We start from the raw sequence: 21,566 nt of genomic DNA, 5'->3' as shown, positions 1-21,566 counted from the left end.
CACCCAGATACAACCCGTCCTGACCGGTAATCCCGGTAATCAGCGCGCGAGGCACGTCGAAATCCTTTCGTCAAAAAAATCTTCGGCCGGTTCCCGGCTGTTCAGGAACCCATCCGGGCCGAGCTTCGCGGTACCTCGGCACCGAGCGCGTCAGCGGCCGCGAGGGTCGCCCGGCTCGAGGCGAGCAGCTCCGCGGTGACACCGGTGTCGCTGCCGCGGCACATCCGCAGGAAGGCCGCCGCGGCGGCACGATGCCCCTTGTCCTGCGGCCCCTTCCAGGCGGAACGTCCATCGATCACCAGTTCGCGGTAATCGTCGATGCGGACGTGCCGGCTGCCCGCCAGCGCCTCGAGATGCTCCTTACGCACTCCGCGGGGACGGGCGGAACTGTAGGAGATGGCCGACAGGGAACCGTCGGCATGCCGGAGCGTGACTGCCACATCGGGAGCAAGCAACAGCTCGGCCTCCCGCCCGGCAAGCGCCGTCACCATGTCCACGTCGCTGCCGGCGAGCGCGGCGCAGGTGTCGACGAAGTGGCAGACCTCGCCGAGCAGCCGGCCACCCTGGACCCGGTCGTTGTACCAGTGGTCGGCCAGCACCGGCCCGGCGGCGATCCGATAGCTCAACGTGAGAGGACCGTCCCGGTCGGCCAGCGCCGCGCGGGCTGCGGTGACCGCCGGAGAAAAACGCCGGTTGTAGCCGACGACAAGCACCCCGCCGCCGGTCGCCGCCGCCTTCTCCACCCGGTTGAGCTCGTCGAGGCTCAGCGCGAGCGGCTTCTCGCACCATACGTGCCGACCGCCTTCCAGAGCCCGGGCGGCGAGGTTGGCATGTGTCGCATGCGGCGTCGCGATGACGACCACGTCGACGTCGTCATCGTCCAGCACGGCGTCGGCGCCGGCCACCGCCCCGGCGAACCCATGCCGGTCCGCGAAGGCCCTGGCCGACCGGCCACCGGCGGAGGACACCGTGACCAACTGGTCGAACCCGGCCGCCCGGAACGCGGGCAGCAGAACCGATCCGGAGAACGTCCCGGCCCCGATCCAGCCGACCCGGCTGCCCCGACGTCCCGCTGGGGCGGATCGCTGGCGGGGCCCCCGCGGCCGCGGGCTGACCGACCGGTCCCGGGCCGGGCCCGCGCTGTGTGCCGGTGCGGTCCCGGCCACCGCGGACCCGGCCTGTTCGGGGGCGGCCTGTTCGGGGGCGGCCTGTTCGGGGGCGGCCTGTTCGGGGGCGGCCTGTTCGGGGGCGGCCGACGCCGGGTAGTCGAAACGGATCCCCAGGTACGGCTCGCTACGGGTGGCGACGATCTCGTAGGCCCGCGGCGCCGCGTCGATCGGAAAAGCGTGGGTGACGAGATCATCAACTTGCAGCCGGCCGGCCGCGAGCAGGTCGAGCACGGCCTCCTGGTTGCGTCCCTCGGTCCAGCGGACCTGCCCGGCCGGGTAGTCAACCCCCCAGTCCTCGTAGCCACGCTCGTACCGCCCCGGCCCGTAGGAGCGGGCGAAGCGCAGCGTCAGCTCCTTGTCGTAGAACGGCGCGCGCAGCAGGCCCAGTCCGACGTCACCCACCACGACCAGCTGCGCCCGGTCCCGGGCCAACGCGGTGGCCCGCATGACCGGTTCCGCCGAACGACCAGCGGCGCAGATGAGGACCGCGTCGGCACCACGGCCCCGGCTCCAGGCGCGGACCGCGGCGGTGGTGGCCTCGCCGGACTCCCGCAGCGCACGGACACCGCTCGCCCCGGCGGTGACCAACGGCAGATCGGCAAGATCGATGCCGGCGACGTCACATCCGCTGGCGAGCGCGAGCCGGGCGGCGAGCTGACCGACCAGCCCCAGCCCGACGACCACCACCTTCGCCCCGGGGCCCACCTCCGCCAGGCGCAGCCCGTGCAGGGCGATGGAGCCGATCGTGGCGAACGCCGCCGCCCCCGGGTCGACCCCGTCCGGAACCCGGGCGCAGAGCAGCCCGGGAACGGCCTGGAACTCGGCGTGGTTGGCGCGCCCGGCCCCACCCGTGGCGACGAGGTCACCGGGGCGGATGCGGTCGACCGCGGAGCCCACCTCGACGACGCGACCACATCCGCTGTAGCCGAGGGGGACGTCGGCGCCGAGCCGATCCCGGACCGAACGCGCGGCCGGGATGAGACCGTCGGTCCTCGCCTTCTCCGCGACCTTGCGGACAAGGTCCGGACGGGCCCGCGCCTTGGTCAGCAGCCCAGAGCGGGCGAGCGTGGTAACGGCACGTTCCGTGCCGGCGGACACGATCGTCGCAACGGTCGCCACCAGCACCTCGGTCGGACCGATGACCGGCACGGGAACGTCGACGACGCGCACCGCCCCGCCGGACGCCGCCTGCACCACCTGCTTCACCACACCACCTGCTTCACCGCGTCACTGGGGCGCCGCCGCACCGGCCGACGGTCGGCGCCGGCAGGCGGACTCGCACCCACTCGCGGACCCGTACCGGCGTGTCGGCTCGTACCGGCGTGTCGGCCCGAGTCTTCGGTACGACCGGGGGAAGTGAGGGCGTCGGGGGCGCCCACGCTCGCATCATGCTGCGCAGTGTAGTTGATGCATTACATTCAGCGATGAACATCGGCCTCGCCCATCCGAAGTGTCAGACCCGGAGGAACGGCATGCTCGAAGCGTCGGCCGCCGCGTGCATCGTCACCCTTGCGGCGACCCCGATCGTCATCGTCGGCATGCGCCGGATGGCGGCGATCGACGAGGTCACTGCGCGGTCCTCGCACCAGGTCCCGACCCCGCGTGGCGGCGGTATCGCAGTCGTCCTCGGGCTGTTCGCGGGCATCGGCCTGGCGGTGTGCATCCCTGGGTACGGCGACGCCCGCGACCTGCTGTCGTTGACCATCGGCATCGCCCCGTTCGGCCTGATCGGACTCGTCGAGGACCTCAGCGGCATCACCCCGCTGCGCCGACTGGCCCTGCACGTCACCGCGGCCGTCGTCGTCGCGGTGACGACGGTGCTCGGGGCGGTGCTCGACGACCCGGTTCCGAGCGGCACAACCGTCCTGCTCGTCACGATCATCGCGCCGATCTGGATCACCGCATTTGTCAACGTCTTCAACTTCATGGACGGCATCAACGGCATCTCGGTGACGACGGCGGTCCTGGCCGGGGCGGCGTTCACGGTGCTCGGAGCCGTCCACCACGTGGACGCGATCACGATCGGCGGTGCTCTCACGGCGGCCGCGGCGCTCGGTTTCGGCCCGTTCAACTTTCCGCGGGCCCACATCTTCCTCGGGGACGTGGGCAGCTATTCGCTGGGAGCCGCGATCGCGGTCCTGGCGGTGCAAGCGGTCCTGGCGGGAATACCGGTGGAGACCGCCGTGGCGCCGACGGCGCTGTATCTGGCCGACACTGCCTGGACCCTGCTACGCCGGGTGCGGGCGAAGGAACAGTGGTACCTGCCCCACCGCACCCATGCCTACCAACGACTCACCACCGCCGGGTGGTCACACACCCGGGTGACCGGGCTGGTTGGCGTCCTGACGGCGGTCCTCGCCGCCTTGGGATTCGCCGCGGACGGACCACTGCCCGTTCGCCTGCTCGCCGACACGGCAGCCGGGCTGGTGCTCCTCGGGTACCTGAACGCTCCACAGCGCGTCGCGGCGAGACGGGACTGCGTCGCGGCGGCCCCGTCCTCCGGAGCGGCGATCCCGTCGCAACGCCGGCTGGCGAACCCGGACAGGACAGACCGGACCGACGGGACCCGGCCACTGGGGGATGCCGGTCGAAGCCACTGATCGGCTCGTACCCCCCCCCCCCCGACCGCCAGGCGGCCGACGACGACGGATGACAACGAGGTCGATACGAAGCGCGACACACGCGGTACGACATCGCCCACGTTTAGTCACGCACAGCATACAATGCATTACTCATGGTGAAGGATGTCAAGGGCGACTGGAGGTCGAGGTCGGTGGTCCCCTCTCCTGCCCGGTCGCGCGTCCTGCTGGTGACGCACTACTTCCCCCCGGAGACCGGAGCTCCCCAGTCCCGGTTGTCGGAGACGGCACGCGCGTGGGCGGCGAACGGGCTCGACGTCACCGTACTCACCGGCATGCCGAACCACCCGACGGGCAAGATCCCTGCCGCCTATCGCGGCGCCTGGCTGCGGACCGAGCGGGTCGACGGGTACCGCGTCGTGCGCACCTGGCTCTATGCCACTCCCAACGAGGGGATCACCCGCAAGACCCTCGGCCATCTGTCGTTCATGGTCACCAGCGTCCTGCTCGGCGGCCGGCCCGCCGGCCCAGCCGACGTGGTGGTGGTGTCCTCGCCGACCTTCTTTCCCCTCGGCTCGGCCTGCCTGCTCGCCAGGCTGCGAGGCGCCCGGCTGGTCGTGGAGGTCCGCGACCTGTGGCCGGCCATCTTCGAGCACCTCGGCGTCCTCACCGACCGGCGGGTCCTCGGCATTCTCGAACGCCTCGAACTCGCCGCCTACCGGGCCGCCGACGCCGTTGTCACGGTGACGGAGGGGTTCCGGGAAGACATCGTGCGGCGAGGCATCGCGCCGCACAAGGTGCACGTGATTCCCAACGGCGTGGACCTCCGCCGGTTCCACCCGACGACCGTGGCCTCGGCCGACATCCGGGCCCGGCTGAGCGCCACCGACGGCGACACCCTCGTGCTCTACCTCGGCGCCCACGGCATCTCGCACGGGCTGACCTCGATCGCCGACGCGGCCGCCCGGGTGACCGGCCGGCCGATCCGGTTCGCCTTCGTCGGTGAGGGGGCCGAGAAACGCAGGCTCGTCGGGCACGTCGAGCGCCTGGGACTAGCCAACACGGTGCTGCGCGACGGGGTTGCCCGCGAGGAGGTGCCCGCCGTCGTCGCGGCCGCCGACATCTGCGTCGTCCCGCTGCGGGACGTGCCGATGTTCGACACGTTCATCCCGTCGAAGATGTTCGAGTTCCTCGCCGCGGGCCGCCCGGTGATCGGGGCGGTCCGCGGCGAGGCAGCCCGGATCCTCCTTGCCGCCGGGCAGATGGTCGTGCCCCCCGAGGACCCGGCCGCGCTGGCGGAGGCGATCCTGGCCCTGGCGGCGGACCCGGACCGCCGGGCGCGGATGGCCCGCAGCGGGCGGGCCCACGTCGAGGCCCACTACGATCGCGACGACCTGGCCCGCCGGTACCAGACGCTACTGTTCGGCAACGCACCGTTCCCGACGCCGCCCCCACCGACGACCCTTTCCCCACCGGTACCGGTGCAGGTACCTGCACCTGCACCGGACGTGGTCGCATGAGGTTCCTCGTCACCGGTGGCACCGGTTTCCTCGGAAGCCGGGTGGTCGACCGGGCGCTCGCGGACGGACACCGGGTCGTCGGGCTGGCGCGCAGCGACGCGGCGGCGACAAAGCTGCGCCGACGCGGCGCGGGGACTGTGCGCGGTGACCTCGACGATCCGGCGACGCTGCTCCCGGCATTCCGCGAGGCGAACTGCGAGGCGCTGGTCAACATCGCCTCACTCGGGTTCGGCCATGCGGAGACGATCGTGACCGCCGCCCGTGCGGCCGGCATTCACCGGGCCGTCTTCCTTTCCACCACCGGGATCTTCACTACGCTCGATCCACCCTCGAAGCGGATCCGGGTAGCGGCCGAGGGGACCATCGCGGCGAGCGGGCTGGACTGGACGATCATCCGGCCGACGATGATCTACGGGGGTCCCGACGACCGGAACATGGCCCGGCTGCTGGCGCTGCTCCGGCGCGTTCCGGTGCTGCCGGTCCCCGGCGGGGGGCATCATCTGCAGCAGCCGGTGCACGTCGAGGACCTGGCCCGCACCGTGCTGCGCGCAGCGACGACCGCGGCGGCGATCGGACGCGCCTATGACGTCGCCGGGCCGGAGGCATTGACGTTCCGGCAGGTCGTGACCACGGCCGGCGCCACCGTCGGCCGACGGGTGATCTGCGTGCCCGTGCCGGTCCGCCCCGTTATCGCCGTGACCCGCGCCTACGAACGGCGGGTGTCCTCGCCAAGGTTGAAGGCCGAACAGATCGCCCGGCTCACCGAGGACAAGGCGTTCTCGATCGACGCGGCCCGCCGCGACCTGGACCATCGTCCGCGGCCATTCGCGGCCGGCATCGCGGCGCAGGCCGCCTCATCACCCGATCGGGTGACCCCCAGCCGCTCTCCCGACCGAACGGAGACCCGGATGTTCCGGATCGACCAGGCCACCCAACTGTTCCAGGACCTCCAACGGATCGCCAGGGTGGCTGGTCCCCCGACGGCGCTGCGCTTTGGTGCCGCCGTGGCCCGGCATGCTCCGACCATCCGCCGGGCGGGCAACCTGAATGCCGCTGACCGGGCAATGGCCGCCGGCGGCCACACCTACCGGCCGCTGCCCGGGGTGACGGTCATGTTGCCCGGCACCGCGTTCGGCGGCGCGCGCGAGATGTACTGCCGCGGCGTCTACCACGCCCTCCCCGGGTACGCGCCGGCGGCCGGCGAGGTCGTCGTCGACCTCGGCGCGAACCAGGGCCTGTTCTCGGTGCTCGCGGCGCGAGCGGGCGCCGATGTGATTGCCGTCGAGGCGCAGCGCGGGTTCGCCCCCGCCTTCGTCAACCATGCCGCCGGCAACGGTGTGTCGAACCACATCCAACTGCTCCACGCCCTGGTCGGTCCGACCGCCGGCGTGTTCGCCGATCCGCGGGCCCGCCGGAACGCGACGCACTGGGACGGAGACGTCGACGTCCTCACCATGGCAGAGGTGTTCGAGGCCGGCGGGGTCGACCAGGTCGACCTCGTCAAGCTGGACATCGAAGGCTCCGAGTTCGCCCTGTTCGACGAGCCCGGATGGCTGGACGCGGTTGGTCGGATCGTGATGGAGGTGCACACCGGGTTCGGCGATCCCCGTACGCTCGACGACCTGCTGGTCCGGCACGGCTTCGAGGTCACTCTGCTCGGTAACGACCTGGTGCCGACTGCCCATCTGGGCGACGCGGCGTCGGGTTACCTCTACGCCCGCCGGACCCGATCGACGACCCGGGCCATCCGCAGGCCCGCCGAGCCCGACGGTCGCCCGGTGCCGGTACCCGGCAGCCGCCCGTCATCCGAGCCCGGTTTCGTCGACGACCCCGCACCGCGGGGTGTCTCGGCGTGAGGCCGATGTCCAGCACCCGCCCGACCCTGGTCGACTGTGCCGGTGCCCGGATGGGCGGGGCGTTGCGGTTCCTGACCGAACTGGACGGTTACCTGAGCCTTCGGCCGGGCCTGCAGGTCCACCTGGTCGGCCGAGATCGCCGGATCGGACCGGGCTGGCTCGCCCGCCGGGAGCGGCCTGGGCGGTACGCGCGCGCGATCGCCCTCAACAACGTCGGCTTCCTCGCGACCCGCGGCGAACGATGGGTCCTGCTGCGCAACGTGCTGCACTTCCTGCCGGCGGAGGAGGCCCGACGGCTACCCGGCGGCCTGCCCGACGGCATGGCCCGGACAGCACGTCTCGTGCGGCTGTTCGCCCGTCGTGCGGACGTGGTCGTCGTACCGACGACCACAATGGCGGACCGGGTTCTAACCATGCTTCCGAGCCTGTCCGCCAGGCTGGTGGTCCGGCCCCATCCGCTGTCCCCCGATCCGACCCCTCCCCGGGCCCGTACGCCGGGCCGGTTTCTGTGTCCCGTGTTGTTCGCGCCGTTCAAACCGATGGGGCGCCTGCTCCGCATGGTCGATGCCGCCGCGACCCGGCTTCAGGAGGAGATCGGAGCCCACCTCGCGATCATGGTCACCGCGACCGATCGCGAGGCCCACGAACACGGCTTGTCCCACTGTCGGACGCTGCGGTTCGTGGGCCGGCTGACGCCGGCCGAACTGCGGGCCCACCAACGCGATGCCGGCGCGTTGCTGCAGCCGACGACGATGGAGTCCTTCGGCTACCCGCTCGCCGAGGCACGGCTCGCCGGGATACCCGTCATCGCCCGCGACACCTCGCACAACCGCGAGGTGGCCGGCTCGGTTCTGGTGCCGTACTCCCGGGAGTCGGCGGATGACCTCGCCGTGGCGCTGCGCACGGCACTCACGTTCACGCCACGGCCCGAGACGGGAAACCCCTTCGATCCGACGCGTTACTTCGACTGGTTGCTCGATGCAGGAGAGAGCTCACCATGACGACGCAGACCCACCGAATCCCGCCGCGCCAGGGCCCATCGTTCCCCGCGGCACCAGCGGCACCAACGGCAGCACCAGAACCGGTAACGCCAGAACCGGCAGCACCAGAACCGGCAGCGACGCGAACCCCACGCCGAGCGAACTGGCCGACCCCCTATGACACCGCCGGTACCACCGGCCCAGCCGGTGCCGCCGGTCCCTCCCCCGCCGGATCGGCACAGCCACAGCCGGCGCCGGGATCGGTTCCCCTCACCGCAATCATCCTCGCCCACAACGAGGCACCGAACATCGTCCGGGCGATCAGGTCCGTCGGTTGGTGTCGACAGGTCGTCGTCGTGGACTCGGGTTCCACCGACGGCACCGCGGATCTGGCCCGCGCCATCGGTGCAACTGTCTGGCACGAGCCTTGGCGTGGGTTCGCCGGCCAGCGGCAGTGGGCGATGACCCACCCGGGGATCGCCCACGACTGGGTGTACTTCCTCGACAGCGACGAATGGGTGTCCACCGCGCTCGCCGCCGAGATCGCCGCCCGGCTGGGGACGGCGGACTGCGCAGCCTACAGCCAACGACGCCGGCTGGTGTTCGAAGGCCGCTGGATCGCGCACTGCGGGTGGTATGCGAACAGCTGGCAGGCGCGGCTGCTCGATCGGCGGGTGGCGTACTTCGACGACGCCGTCACCTACAGCGAACGGGCCGTGGTCACCGGTGAGGTCGGACGGCTGTCCGCCGACCTGATCGACGAGGACCACAAAGGACTCGCCGCCTGGCTGCGCAAGCACGTGCGCTACGCCGAGCTGGAGGCGGCGCGCCGCGTGACGCAGCCCGCTGCCCGGGAGCGGTTGGCGCGGGTCCGCGAGGAGGTGCGCCGGCCCACCGGGTCAACCCGACCGCTCACGCGGACCATCGCGAGGGACGTGATCTTCCCGCTGGTTCCGGCCAAGCCGGCGGTCCTCTTCTGCTACATGTACCTGCTGCGGAGCGGATGGCGGGACGGGCGGCAAGGGCTGCTGTTTTGTCTCTACTACGCCTGGTACGAGCTCACGATCGGCGCACTGACCCGGTCTGTTCACCGGTGACCGCGTCGGTTCCGCTCGGTCGCTACCTGCGCACCACCGCGGGGCTGCGACCGGTCCAGCTCGGCGCCCGTGTCCGGCTGCGCGGGCAACGGGCCATCCTGAGCCGCCACCCGGGCCTGGGCGAGATGCTGCTGCGCGGCAGGCCGCCAGCGGAATCCTGGCCGATCGGGTTCCTGCCGTTCGACGGCAGATGCCCGCCGGCTCGGCCGATGTTCGACGAGATCGTCGCGGGCCGCCTCACCCTGCTCGGCCACTCCCGCGATCTATGCCCCCCGGACTCCAGCACCCCCGCGACCGGCACCCCCACGGGGACCGGCGCCGCCGCGGCCCCCGCCCGATGGGACTGGAGGCAGGCCGACGCTCCGCTGCTGTGGCGCTACCATCTGCACTACTGGGGCTGGGCATGGGCATTCACCACCGAGGCTGTCCAGGGGCCGGCGATGTTCGCCCGGCTGTATCTGGCCTGGCGGACCTCGGTGGCCCTAGGCGATCCGGTTGCCTGGTCGCCCTATGTCGTGTCGCTCCGGGCCTGGACGCTGTGTGCCTTGTGGCCCCGGCTCGCTCGGGGAACGCCCGCCGAGATGGCGGTCCTCGCCGACCTCGGCGTCTGCCGGTCCTTCCTGCGCACTCATCTGGAGACCGACGTCGGCGGGAACCACCTGCTGAAGAACTACAAGGCACTGATCGGGCTGGCGGTCGCCGATGACGACGCCCGCGGCCGCCGACGATGGGTCGACGCGCTGCTGCGCGAGCTCGATCGGCAGGTCCTCAGCGACGGTGGACACTACGAACGCTCCCCCACCTATCACTGTCAGGTGCTGGCCGACCTCGACGACGTCGCCGGGCTGCTCACCGCGGCGGGCCACGCGGTGCCCGGCGCACTGCTCGACGCGGCCGGCAGGATGCGGGCCTGGCTGACGGCCGTGCTCGGACCGGATGGTATGGTTCCCACGCTCAACGACGGATTCGCGGTGCCCGCCGAGGCCCTGCGGCTGCTTCTCCCGGCTCCGGTGAGATCGGCGCCGATCTCCGTCCAGGGTCCGGGTCCGGGTCCGATCCCAATCCCGGCACCGCGCCCGGCCGAGATGCCGACCTCGACGCCGCAGCTGACCGTGGGGACCGCGCACCGTCCGCGGACGCCCGCATCTGACCAGACCGGCGGCCTTCTGCTAGTCGACAGCGGTCTCGCCGTGCTGACGGCGGGACCGTGGCATCTGCTCGCCGACGTGGGCCTGCCCTGTCCCGAGGACCTTCCGGCCCACGCCCACGCCGACACCCTCGCGTTTCTGCTCTGGCACGACGGCCGGCCGCTCCTGGTGGATACCGGGACCTCGACCTACGCCCCCGGACCGGACCGGGACGCCGAACGTGGTACCGCCGCCCACTCGACCGTCATCGTCGATCACGCCGACTCGACCGAGGTCTGGGGCGCGTTCCGGGCGGGCCGCCGGGCCCGTCCCACTCTTGTCACGATGCGCCACCACGAGAACGTGGCGACGTTGGCCGCCGGCCATGATGGCTACCGCCACCTTCCGGGGCGACCCGTGCACTGGCGGACGTGGCTACTCGACCCGAGTGGGTTGTCCGTCGACGATCGGATCACCGGGGAGGGCCGCCACCACGTCGAGGTGCTGTTCCACTTCGCCCCCGGGGTGTCCGTCACCGCCGCGGCGGTCGATACCAGGCAAACCAGTACCGCTTCGAGCGGGACCACTTCGAGCGGGACCAGCCGGAACGCGGCCACCCGGAGCGGGGCCACGGAGGCGCTCACGGTGAGCACGTCCCAGGGGCGGCTGGTCCTGCGGGCCGGCGGACCGGGGCGGTGGGTGGTGCGCTCCACCCGCCGGGCGGTCGGATGGAGCCGTACGGTGCCGGCGTACACCGCCGCGTACGTGATCGATACCGAGCTGCCTGTCGCGGTACGCACCACGGTCGTCCACGAGGTCCGCTCCGGCAACCTGCACTCCGGCGACTTGCGCTCCGGCGACACGGAATCGTCGCCCGCCCGCCTCTGACGCACACCCGGACCGGACCCACCCCGGTCACACCGCATCACCACGAAACCGAACAAACTGCCCGACAGGAGAACACCGTGCCGACCCTGTCCGCCCTACGCCCTTTCGCGGAACGGCTCACCCACCATCTGGTGGTGGCCCGCCGCCTGCCGCCGCCCTTCCAGGCGACGCGCATCTACGTCTCTTCCGAGGCGGGTCTGAAGTATCTGCGCCCCAGTCTCGCCGCCGTCGATCCGGTCCTGACCGACCTGGTCGGCGAGGTCGTGCGCCCCGGCCACGTGGTCTGGGACATCGGCGCGAACGTGGGACTGTTCGCCTTCGCCGCCGCGTCCGCCGCGACGTCGTCCGGCACGGTCGTCGCGGTCGAGCCCGACACCTGGCTGGTCGGGATGTTGCGCCGGTCGCAGACACGGTCACCACGCCGCGGCGGATCATCGGCCACCGATGGCCGTGCCACGGTGAAGATCCTGCCCGCCGCGGTCGGCGCGGCCCCGGGGATCAGCACGTTCCACATCGCGAGTCGCAACCGCGCGACCAGCCATCTGGACGGATTCGGCAGCAGCCAGACCGGCGGCACCCGCGCGGCGCAGCTCGTGCCGACCTTTACCCTGGACGGCCTGCTCTCCCATTTCCCGGCACCGGACGTCGTGAAAATCGACGTGGAGGGGGCCGAGCACGCGGTCCTCAGCGGTGGGCACCGGCTTCTGGGCGACATCCGCCCGACCGTGATCTGCGAGGTCACCGGACGCAACGCCGAGGCCGTCGGCGACCTGCTGCGCGGGCACGGGTACCGCATCGTCGACGCGGAGGTTCCGCCGCCGGCTCGGCGATTCCTGACGGCGGCACCCTGGTCTACGTTGGCCGTGCCGGACGTCCCGCCCGCCACCGCGCGACCCGCGTCCGGGCAGGTTCCCGAGCCCCTGGTGCGCGCATGAGGACCACGGCGGTCATCGTCCACTGGGGGCCGACCGCGCCGACGATGGATCTGGCCGCGCAACTGGCGGCGATACCTCGGATCAGCGAGGTCGTCGTGGTGGCGAACGATCTGCGAGGACGGCCCGACGGCCTCGGGGAGGAGACGGCTTGGCTCGTCCCCCCCGGCAACCTCGGTTTCGGCGGCGGCTTCCGGCACGCGTGTGACGCCTATCCGGCCACCGACTGCTATCTCCTGCTCAACAATGACGTCCAGCTCGTGCCGGCCACCGTCGACGCCTGTCTGGAACTGCTGTCCCGCCCGGACGTGGGCATCGTCGGACCCACTCTGGTCAACGCCGACGGTCTGCATCCGGGCTTCGCCGGACTCACCCGCGTCTTCACCGTGCCGCGCGCCCGCCGGACCCCCACGGACCACGCCGATGACGTGCCGTGGGTCACCGGCGCGATCACCTTTATCAAGGCCGAGTGTCATCGGCAGGTGCCGATGGCCGTTCGGTACTTCCTGTACTACGAGGACGTGGATCTCTGCCACCGCGCTCAGGCGGCCGGGTGGCGTGTCCTCGTCAGTCCGGCCCAGGCCTGGCACACCGGTGGTGGGACGGTACCCAGCAACGGCTACACCTACTACACGGTACGCAACCGGCTGTGGTTCGCCCGCCTCCACGGCCGCCCGCGGCAGGTGGCGCTGGTGACCGCCTGGCTGCTCCTGGCGGTGCTGCCCCGGGTCGCCGTGTCCGAGCTGGTGCGCCGGCGCGGAATCGTCCGCGTCCACTGCGGCCTGCGCGGCGTCGTGGACGGTCTCGCCCGCATCCCCGACATCGACCAGACCCTGCCCGGGGAACCCCAGGCGTCCCGGTGGAGTACGTGGACGCGCGAGGCCCGCTCCGTCCCGCGTCCTCGCCCGGCCCGGGACCGGCCGATCGGTCCACCGGACCCCGCGGGGGGAACCGACCGGCGGGAGAAGGCGGCCGGCACGGGGGAGCTCACCCGTCCCGGCTGAGCGTGACCACCACCCCGTGGCGATCGACCACCTGGAAGCCCAGTCCACGCGCGGCGTCGAGCAGGTCCGCCGCGGTGACGGGCCGTCCCTCGAAGGTCGTGTCGTGCATCTCGAACACCGCTCGACGGCACCGGTCCAGCGCGCCCGGATCCCCCAACAGAAACGACGCCTCCGCACCCTCGATGTCGCTGACGAGGTCGAATTCCGCGATCCTCCTGCGTACCAGCAGGTCCCGAAGCGTGGCCGCCGGAATGGTGACGGTCCGCCGCGACGCGTCGTCCCACAACCGGGAACCGAGGTTGTTCCCGACGAGGGCGAACGCCACCGGGCCCACGGCCTGCATGATCGCCCTGTTCTCCACGTCCAGGGTGATGTGCCCGGCGTACGCGGCCAGGCGTCGCGTGAGGCCCTCGATGAGGTGAGGGTTTGCCTCCACGCACACCAGCCGCGAGCCGGGGGCCAGCCGCGAGGCGATATGCGCGCTGGTGATGCCCAGACTCGCACCGAGTTCCACGACGGTGCCCGAGGTCGTGAGATGACGGCGGATCATCCGAATCTCGGCCCCTTCGTACAGCCGCCAGAACAGCGCCGCCCGCGCCTGCGGGGTGAAGTCGCGGTCAGCCACGTCGAAACGCAGCCCGTGGTTGGGGACCCGGTTGCGGGTGGCCGCCGCGATGACTGTCCCCACCGCCGGGGACGTCAGGACACCGGCGATCGAGATCTTGGTTCGGTAAAGAACATCACTGGCGTCCATGAGTAGGATCTTTTCCCTTCGTTGCGGGCCGGGCACCGCCGTAGGCGAAACGTGCCGTCAGGAACAGCACGGCCAGCTGGATGGGCAACGCCGCGAGGAGGTCCCCCACGCTGCTCTCGGAGTTGACCAGTTGGAGGAAGAGCGGAACGAAGATCACGATGTAGCGCAAATCCTTCGCCGGGTCCCACGCCTCGTCGATCAGCCGGAAACCGGCGCCCAGCAGTGCCATGCCGACCAGCAGGGGAAGCAGGCCCCCATGCAGATAGAGGTCGGTCTGGGGGGAGACGGCGGCCGCGGAGTAGATCCGGGCGTTCCCCGAGAGGTACTGCTGTTTGAACTCGTAGCCGGTGGCCCTGATCGGTTTGTCGGGCCAGACCGCCCGGGGCACGGCGGTCAGGACGGGAGCCAGGAACAGCTCGTTGATGTCCCGGTAGGGAACGATGTCGGGAGACAGCTGGACGACGATGGCCAGACTGTCGATGCCCCGCATCCGCGAGGTCAGGTACTCCAGCGGTGACTCCGCGGGGCCTTCCCCCGCGGGGGCGTCCCCGGACAGCGTCTGGCCCAGCACGGTCGGCGCCATGGACACCGCCGACTGGGCGTCCAGGGTGTGGCTCTGGCTGCGTACCTGGGCCCGGTAGGAGGCGTTGTAGGGAATCAGCACGAGGACGAAGACGGCGGCGGCCGCGGCGATCCACCGCATTGGAAGCCGGCCGCTGGCGACGGAGAACGCGATCAGCACCCCCCACACGCTGGTCGCGAACACCCCCTTCATCCCGCTGGCGACGGCGAAGAGGATCTCGATGGACAGCAGGGCGACGAAGGCCCGCCGACGCCCCCCGCCCCGGGCCAGATCGACGGCGGCGATGAGGAGGGCGGACATCCCGAGGCCGCCGAGCAGGGTGAGCGGCTGGGCGTAGGCACTCGCCTCGGAGACCTTCTGGGACGCGTCGCCCAGGTAGGCATACTGGCCCAGGAGGATCTGCAGGACCCTGGCCGCCACCGAGATCCCGCACAGGATCCACGGCACGTTCCGGCCACGCAGCCGGGTACCGGTCCCGGGCGCCGCCGCGGCGGCAAACCGGGTGGCCGCGCGCGTCACCATCCGGCCCGGGCCGAGCAGGTATCCGCAGGTCCACAGCGGCAGGGCGAGGCTCGCCAATGCGAGTGCCCGCAGCACGCCGTCGAGATGGATCTGCGGGGTGTCCAGCTGGGGGGTGCGCCAGACCAGTGACACCAGTCCGAACGACATCCCGGTCCACAGCAGGTACCAGGGGCCGAGACGGAACAAGCCCAGCCCGTAACCACGTCCCGCTCGCGCACCGACCAGGAGCAGCGCAGCGAGGCATTCGAACGTGAACGCCACCGAGCGCAGGACCACCCGGTCGGACTCGGACGGCATCCGGAACGCCTCGACGAACCACGGCGCCACGCTGACCATCACGATCATCAGCCACAGCAGCGGCGGGCGGCGGGCGGCGTAGGCAACCCTCCCACCCGGCACGGCCGGGGCGATCACTACGGCGCACCCGAGGGGATCGGCGAGGCGTCGCCGGTAGGCGTGCCCGAGTGGCGCCGCGGACATCCCGCGAGCGGGCAGACGGCCCGGGACGTCCGCCAGCAGAGAGCCCGCCAGCAGAGAAGATCAGGCATGCCCGAACCTCACGCCGTCTGGTCGCGGGGCAGCGGCGTGCGCCGCAGGGTGACGGCGACCTGTTCGAAACGCTCCCAGCCGTCGTGGAGCGCGAGCACGTTCGGCGAGAAGACGCCCTGCCCGGTCAGCCCGCGCCGGCTCAGATTGAGGATCCGGTAGCCGGCGGCGGCCAGCAGCGAGACCAGCTCACCGGGATGGTCCCCGGCAGCCCGCCGATCCCGTTCGCCGCGGTGGCCGTTCTCGCCGGGACGGTCTCCGCCGCGGCGGGCGAGGCGGGGCGGCATCGCCAGCAGGAGAGCCGGCCGATGCGCCCGTAGGAGCTCACCGGCGCCGCGCAGCACGTCGAGGCCCTCGGCCTCACCACCGATCCTGACCAGGTCAGGCGGTCGGTGCCGCGCAGCGTAGGCATCGAGGGTGATGGTCGTCGCGCCCGGGATGGGCACGGCGCCCACCGCGGCAGTAGCGCCCACCGCGGCGGTAGACAGGTGGACACCCGAGAGCCGGTTGCGCTCGACCAGGGCCGCGAGCGTCGCCCCGGTGCGCGGTGCTTCCTCGAAGGCATGCACCTCGCCGGCCGCTCCCACCACCCCGGCCGCCCACAGGGTGTAGAGCCCAAGGCCAGCAGCGACGTCATAGCAACAGTCACCGGGGCGCAGAACCGCGTCGAACACCGGCGCGAGCGCCGGTGGCCGATAGCGGGGACCGCTGTAGGCGTTCGCAGAGCCCTGTACCCATCGGGTCAGCCAGCCACGACCGCGCAGGTCGGGAAGGACCGCGGCCAGACGTCCCGCCAGCCGCCAGCGCAGCGGACCGGCACGACGCCCGGGGATCGTCGCGAGGTTTCCAGAGCCATCCCGGGTCACATGCTTAAAGTAGCCGACCTCTTACAAAGAGCAATGGATTGAGGTCACGAATCCGCCGCGTCGCCCTCGCCCACCTTGACCGCCAGCCCCGGTCCGCCACCCCCCGGTCCGCCACTCCGCACGGTGAACCCGTCGCGGTCACCGCCAAGCACGTCCGAGCCCGCCGGTGGCTCCTGACAGGGCACCACCCACGGGGACCGCGGCCGCTCGACACGTCCGTGGAACCAGGCCACGGTGCGGGCAAGCCCGTCCCGTACGTCCACCAGGGGTCGCCACCCGAGCGCCTCCCGCGCCAGCGTGATGTCGGGGCAGCGCACGGTGGGATCGTCCTGCGGCCGCGGAACGAAGGTGATCGGGACGTCAGCCCCGCACACCTCCACGACGAGCCGCGCCGCATCAATGATCGTCATCTCCTGGGGGCTGCCGAGATTCACCGGACCAGGAAGGTCGCTGTCCAGCATGCGCACGATCCCCTCCACCAGATCGTCGACGTAGCACAGCGACCGAGTCTGGCGACCCTCGCCCGCAACGGTGACGGCCTGGCCACGCAGGGCCTGCGCAATGAAGGTCGGGATGGCGCGCCCGTCGTCGGCGCGCATCCTCGGCCCATAGGTGTTGAAGATCCGGATGATCCCGGTGGACGTGCCGTGGGTGGCGCGGTGGGCGGCGGTCAACGCCTCAGCGAAGCGCTTGGCCTCGTCGTACATGCTCCTCGGACCGATCGGATTGACGTGGCCCCAGTACTCCTCCGGCTGGGGGTGGACCCGGGGGTCGCCATAGACCTCCGAGGTGGAGGCCAAGAGGAACCGGGCGTTCTTGCGATATGCCAGATCCAGCAGGTTCGCGGTACCCGACGCACCGACCGACAGGGTCTCCAAGGGCAGGGCCCGATAGTCCACCGGGGACGCGGGGGAGGCGAAGTTCAGCACGGCGTCGACCGGACCAGTGACGTCGATCGGCTCGGTCACGTCCCGCCGCAGCAAGCGGAACCCGCCATGCCTCCGAAGATGGTCGATGTTGTCCGGCCGGCCGGTGAGGAAGTTGTCGACGCAGATCACCTCGGCGCCCCGAGCCAGCAGGCGGTCACAGAGATGGCTTCCAAGGAAGCCGGCCCCGCCGGCGACGACGACCCGCCTGGTCACTCCAACCACCACCCGTGAGTAAGGAAAGCCGGGTCATGGGCGTCACGTTCCGCTATCGGTCGACAACGACACTGCGCGCCCCTCAGACAGTCCTCCTTCTATCACTGACAGTGATAGAAGGAGGACTACCACGGCGGGGGACCCGCGTGTCTCCACCCGATGACGCCGCAACCGCCACCCACCGCCACCCGGGCCCCACCGGTTCCCGGCACCCCGGCACCCGCGATCCGCGGCCTACGGCCCGCGACACGCGACACGCGACACGCGACACGCATCTACAAACAGTTGCTCGATTAATACTTTGAGTGACAGAGTCGGATCGATTCGTACTGGCGCACGGCCCACCCGGTCCGATCAGCGGTCATTGCGAGGAGGAACAGCCGGCTCATGACCTCCGTCCACAGGTCGACGACGGTGGCAGTCGTCGTATCGCACGCGATTCAGCATTTCGCGCCGCTGTACCGGGCGTTGACCGAACACGAGGTGGATCTTCGGGTGCTCTTCCTGTCCCGATCGGGCCTGGAACGCTACTTCGACGCGGATTTCGGCCTCGACGTGCAGTGGAAATCGGACATCGTCACCGGTTATCACCACGAGTTCATCGCGGACCTGCCGCTGCGCCCGGGCTGGCGGCAGCCCGACGCCAGCCGGCAGATGGTTACCCGGACCTGGGCGGCCCTGGACCGGCTGCGCCCCGCCTGCGTGCTCGTCTACGGATACCGGTACGCCCATTCCCTCGCGGCGCTCGCCTGGTGCCGGCGACGGGGCGTACCCGCCCTCATGATCAGTGACAGCGAACTCCTCGGCCAGCGAACCCCCGCCGTCCGCGCCGTCAAACGGCTCACGCTGCCCCACCTGATGCGTTCAGTGAGTGCATTCCTCACGATCGGCGACAACAACGAGGCGTACCTGGCCCACTATGGAGTCCCCGCCACCCGCATGTTCCGCACGCCGTATCCCACCGATGAGACGGTGCTGCGGGCCGTACTGGCTCATCGGGAGAAGCATCGAACGGCGATTCGCGCCGAGCTGGGTATCGCCCCGGACGCCCTTGTCGCCCTGTTCGCCGGAAAGATGATCTCTCGGAAGCGCCCCCTCGACATCGCGGACGCGCTGCGCGTCCTCACCCGCGCCCCCCGGGGTCCGGTCGACCGGGAAATCATCGTGATCATGGCTGGGGACGGAGTGTTGCGCCCCGCTCTCGACGCGGTGGCCGCCGAGCTCGGCGGCGCGTTGCGGATGGTCGGATTCGCCGACCAGGAACGGCTCCCCCGCCTGTACGCGGCCAGCGACCTCTACCTGCACCCCGCCGAGCGGGACCCGCACCCGCTGGCGGTCAAGGAGGCGGTGCTCTGCGGCCTGCCGGTGGTGGTCAGCGACCGGGTGGGCTCCACCGGCCCGACCGACGATGTCCGTCCCGGCCGCAACGGCCGGGTTCACCCGGCCGGCGATGTGGACGCGCTCGCACGGATCCTCGGGGAGCTGCGCGCGCGCCCCGACGTCCTGGCCAGGATGGCCCAGGAGTCGGAGAAGGTGATCGGCGACATCGAGCTCGCCGCGTCAGTGGACGGCTTCCTGCGCGCCGTTGCCCATGTGCGCGACACCGCTCGGCGCGGATGACCAGAGCCGTCAGCCGAATCGCCGGGCCGTCATGACCGGCCCGCTCGCGAGCCGGCTTCCCCGCTCCACCGTCGCCGTACTCACCGGCAACGCGGGCACGCTGGTCGTCGGGACCGCGACCGGCGTCCTGGCCGCCCGCACCCTGGGGCCAGTGGCCCGCGGCGAGTTCGTCGCGCTGCAGACCTGGGCGGGCATGCTCGCGATGGTGTTCGCCCTGGGTGTCTCCCAGACGCTGGTCACCGATGACGGTGAGGACCGCGCGCTGCTCGGCCCGCTGCTCACCCAGACCGTCGCGTCGGCGCTGCTCGCCGCGGTGCTGTTCACCGTGGTGCCGGCGCTGATCACTGTGGGCCCGGGCCGTTCGGGCGGCGCGGGAGCCGGGCGGGGACCCGCCTGGGACACCGTCGCCGTGCTGGGCGCGACCTGCTTCACCGCCGCGGCCGTGGCCGCCTCCAACGCCGCCGGGCTCGCGCAGCGCCGCGGTCGGATGACCGGCGAGTTCCAGCTCGTCCGGCTGCTACCGGCGGCGGCGACACTGGCCGCGTTCGCCGCGCTCGCCGGCAGCGGAGTCCGCGATCCAGGATCGTGGATGCTGGCCCTCGGCGTGACGGCCCTGCTACCCCCACTCGGGTACCACGTGGCGGTGCTCGGCGGCCTTCCCGCGCTCGCGCGGCCGGGACGCCTGCTGCCCCGGCGCCGTTTCATGCGGTCCGCCCTGGGGGCCTACGGCACCGTCGTCGGGGCTCAGGTCATCTACAAGCTGGACATGCTGCTCGTCGCCACCTTCCTGGCCGCCGAGCAGGTGGCCTTCTACGCCGTCGCCGTCGCCCTCGCCGGCGCCTGCACGACCGTCTGCCAGGCAACCGGCATGGTGATGTTCAGCCGGCTCCGTACCCTGGTCGATCCCCGGCAGCGGGCCCGGGTGGTGCGCCGCGCGGTCATCGCCACCGTCGCCCTCGCCGCCGTAGTGGCGGGTGCGATCACCCTCGTCACGCCGACGGCCATCCGCATCGTCTACGGCACGCGGTTCGCCCCCGCCGCCCCGGCCGCCCAGGTCCTCGTGCTGGCGACCATCCCGCAGTCCGTCGATTACCTGCTCACCCATGTACTGCTCGGGTTCCGTGCCGCCCGCACGGTGCTTGCCATCCAGGTCCCGGTCGCGCTGTCGACCGTGCTCGGGCTCGCGGCGGCGCTGCACGACGGCCGCCTGCCGATCGTGGCCGCGGTGTCGGGGATCACCTACACCGCCTCGGCCGTGTTGCTGCACCTGGCCAGTACCCGCCTGCTCGCCCGCGCGGCAGGCGCCTCGCCCAGCAGCGCCCCCCCGGACGCCACCTCACCCAGCAGCGCCCCCCCGGACGCCACCTCACCCAGCAGCGCCCCCCTGGACGGCACCTCACCCAATAGCGAACGGAGCCCGACGGCCCCCGGCCCCATCCCCTTTCCGCGCTCACCCCTCTCATCAGGAGCCATGATGACCACGACGCCGACCGTTGCCCCGCACGACCCGACCGTCGCCCGTCACGACCTTTCCGATACCTCGGTGCGGTATCTCGATCTGCTTCGCACGACGCTGACCTGCTCTCTCTGGGATGGTCGGGACGGCGGTACGTGGGAGCCGCGCACCGGCGCGAAGAGGATGCTGGTACGAGCCTTCCGCAGCCAGGGAATGGAAATCGTCAAGAGGAGCGCACCGGGCGCCCGGACCGACGGCCGGGACTGGCCGCGGCTGGCGCTCACGATGACCGGCGACCACCGGATGCGCAACCTCCAGGAGTGCACCGAACGAGTCATCGTCGACGGCGTCCCAGGCGACCTCATCGAGACCGGGGTCTGGCGGGGCGGCGCGTGCATCCTTATGCGCGGGGTGCTCGCCGCCTACGGCGTCCCCGACCGCACGGTCTGGGTCGCCGACTCGTTCGCCGGCCTGCCCGCGCCCAATCCGGGGCGCTACGCCGCCGACACCGGCGACCGCCACCACGAGTACGCGGAGCTGTCGGTGTCCCTCGAGCAGGTGCGGGACAACTTCCGCCGCTACGGCCTGCTCGACGATCAGGTCCGCTTCCTGCGCGGCTGGTTCCGGGACACCCTGCCCACGGCGCCCATCGAGCGCCTCGCGGTCCTGCGCCTCGACGGCGACACGTACGAGAGCACCACCGACGCGCTGACGGCGCTTTACCCGAAGCTCTCCGACGGCGGCTTCTGCATCGTCGACGACTATGGAGCCGTTCCCGGCTGCCGGGCGGCGGTCGAGGACTACCGGGCCGCCCACGGGGTGACCGAGCCGATCATCGAAGTCGACTGGACCTGCGTCTACTGGCGCCGGAACGAGCCCTAGCGGTCACGCTGAGCTGGTCCGCAGTCCGCCGGCCCCGGCGGAG

15 protein-coding genes are annotated in these 21,566 nt (G+C 71.5%); 10 read left to right on the top strand and 5 right to left on the bottom strand.

What is annotated here, in order from left to right; all coding sequences use genetic code 11:
• Window positions 1-101: 101 nt before the first annotated feature.
• Window positions 102-2,375, bottom strand: a complete 2,274-nt coding sequence (locus AC08OT_RS01205; protein WP_476602470.1) for a bi-domain-containing oxidoreductase — start codon at window positions 2,373-2,375, stop codon at window positions 102-104.
• A gap of 266 nt (window positions 2,376-2,641) precedes the next feature.
• Between AC08OT_RS01205 and AC08OT_RS01200 the strand changes: the two genes are divergently transcribed.
• The 8 genes from AC08OT_RS01200 to AC08OT_RS01165 all read left to right on the top strand — a co-directional run bounded on the left by AC08OT_RS01200 (window position 2,642) and on the right by AC08OT_RS01165 (window position 13,152).
• A complete protein-coding gene (locus tag AC08OT_RS01200; RefSeq protein WP_462187896.1) occupies window positions 2,642-3,769 on the top strand; it encodes an MraY family glycosyltransferase in 1,128 nt (375 codons plus the stop codon).
• A 173-nt stretch (window positions 3,770-3,942) separates the two neighbouring features.
• Complete coding sequence (locus AC08OT_RS01195; RefSeq protein ID WP_476594109.1) at window positions 3,943-5,268, top strand: glycosyltransferase family 4 protein; 1,326 nt, start codon at window positions 3,943-3,945, stop codon at window positions 5,266-5,268.
• Entirely contained in the window at window positions 5,265-7,124 is a 1,860-nt protein-coding gene (locus AC08OT_RS01190; protein ID WP_476594110.1) for an FkbM family methyltransferase, read from the top strand. Before AC08OT_RS01195 ends, AC08OT_RS01190 begins: the two co-directional genes overlap by 4 nt.
• Before the next feature lie 5 nt (window positions 7,125-7,129).
• The gene (locus tag AC08OT_RS01185) at window positions 7,130-8,125 is read left to right on the top strand and encodes a glycosyltransferase (RefSeq protein ID WP_476595603.1); all 996 of its coding nucleotides are present in this window, start codon (window positions 7,130-7,132) and stop codon (window positions 8,123-8,125) included.
• Complete coding sequence (locus AC08OT_RS01180) at window positions 8,122-9,201, top strand: glycosyltransferase family 2 protein (protein WP_476593338.1); 1,080 nt, start codon at window positions 8,122-8,124, stop codon at window positions 9,199-9,201. The genes AC08OT_RS01185 and AC08OT_RS01180 overlap by 4 nt, the downstream gene beginning before the upstream one ends.
• Window positions 9,198-11,216: a heparinase II/III domain-containing protein gene (locus tag AC08OT_RS01175; protein ID WP_476602469.1), complete on the top strand. Its 2,019-nt coding sequence runs from the start codon at window positions 9,198-9,200 to the stop codon at window positions 11,214-11,216. The genes AC08OT_RS01180 and AC08OT_RS01175 overlap by 4 nt, the downstream gene beginning before the upstream one ends.
• Window positions 11,217-11,293: 77 nt before the next feature.
• Window positions 11,294-12,151 carry an FkbM family methyltransferase gene (locus tag AC08OT_RS01170; protein WP_476593340.1) on the top strand — a complete coding sequence of 286 codons (858 nt, stop codon included), beginning with the start codon at window positions 11,294-11,296 and terminating at the stop codon, window positions 12,149-12,151.
• Window positions 12,148-13,152 carry a glycosyltransferase gene (locus tag AC08OT_RS01165; protein WP_476593341.1) on the top strand — a complete coding sequence of 335 codons (1,005 nt, stop codon included), beginning with the start codon at window positions 12,148-12,150 and terminating at the stop codon, window positions 13,150-13,152. Before AC08OT_RS01170 ends, AC08OT_RS01165 begins: the two co-directional genes overlap by 4 nt.
• Here AC08OT_RS01165 and AC08OT_RS01160 read toward each other — a convergent pair.
• The 4 genes from AC08OT_RS01160 to AC08OT_RS01145 form a co-directional block, all read right to left on the bottom strand.
• Window positions 13,136-13,906: an FkbM family methyltransferase gene (locus AC08OT_RS01160; RefSeq protein ID WP_476593342.1), complete on the bottom strand. Its 771-nt coding sequence runs from the start codon at window positions 13,904-13,906 to the stop codon at window positions 13,136-13,138. The genes AC08OT_RS01165 and AC08OT_RS01160 overlap by 17 nt on opposite strands.
• Window positions 13,893-15,491 (bottom strand): hypothetical protein, encoded by a 1,599-nt coding sequence (locus tag AC08OT_RS01155; RefSeq protein WP_476593343.1) that lies wholly within the window; start codon window positions 15,489-15,491, stop codon window positions 13,893-13,895. The genes AC08OT_RS01160 and AC08OT_RS01155 overlap by 14 nt, the downstream gene beginning before the upstream one ends.
• Before the next feature lie 77 nt (window positions 15,492-15,568).
• The gene (locus AC08OT_RS01150) at window positions 15,569-16,423 is read right to left on the bottom strand and encodes a class I SAM-dependent methyltransferase (protein WP_462203397.1); all 855 of its coding nucleotides are present in this window, start codon (window positions 16,421-16,423) and stop codon (window positions 15,569-15,571) included.
• A gap of 44 nt (window positions 16,424-16,467) precedes the next feature.
• A complete protein-coding gene (locus AC08OT_RS01145) occupies window positions 16,468-17,565 on the bottom strand; it encodes a UDP-glucuronic acid decarboxylase family protein (RefSeq protein ID WP_476593344.1) in 1,098 nt (365 codons plus the stop codon).
• Window positions 17,566-17,979: 414 nt separating this feature from the next.
• On the opposite strand from AC08OT_RS01145, the gene AC08OT_RS01140 reads away from it, so the two are divergent.
• Window positions 17,980-19,185 (top strand): glycosyltransferase family 4 protein, encoded by a 1,206-nt coding sequence (locus AC08OT_RS01140; RefSeq protein ID WP_476593345.1) that lies wholly within the window; start codon window positions 17,980-17,982, stop codon window positions 19,183-19,185.
• 1,474 nt (window positions 19,186-20,659) lie between these two features.
• Window positions 20,660-21,523, top strand: coding sequence for a TylF/MycF family methyltransferase (locus tag AC08OT_RS01135; RefSeq protein WP_476602471.1), 864 nt, complete (start codon window positions 20,660-20,662; stop codon window positions 21,521-21,523).
• Window positions 21,524-21,566 lie beyond the last annotated feature (43 nt).

The sequence above is a fragment of the Frankia sp. CgJB1 genome, from assembly GCF_977947065.1.
This window is presented reverse-complemented; position numbering and strand designations above follow the sequence as displayed.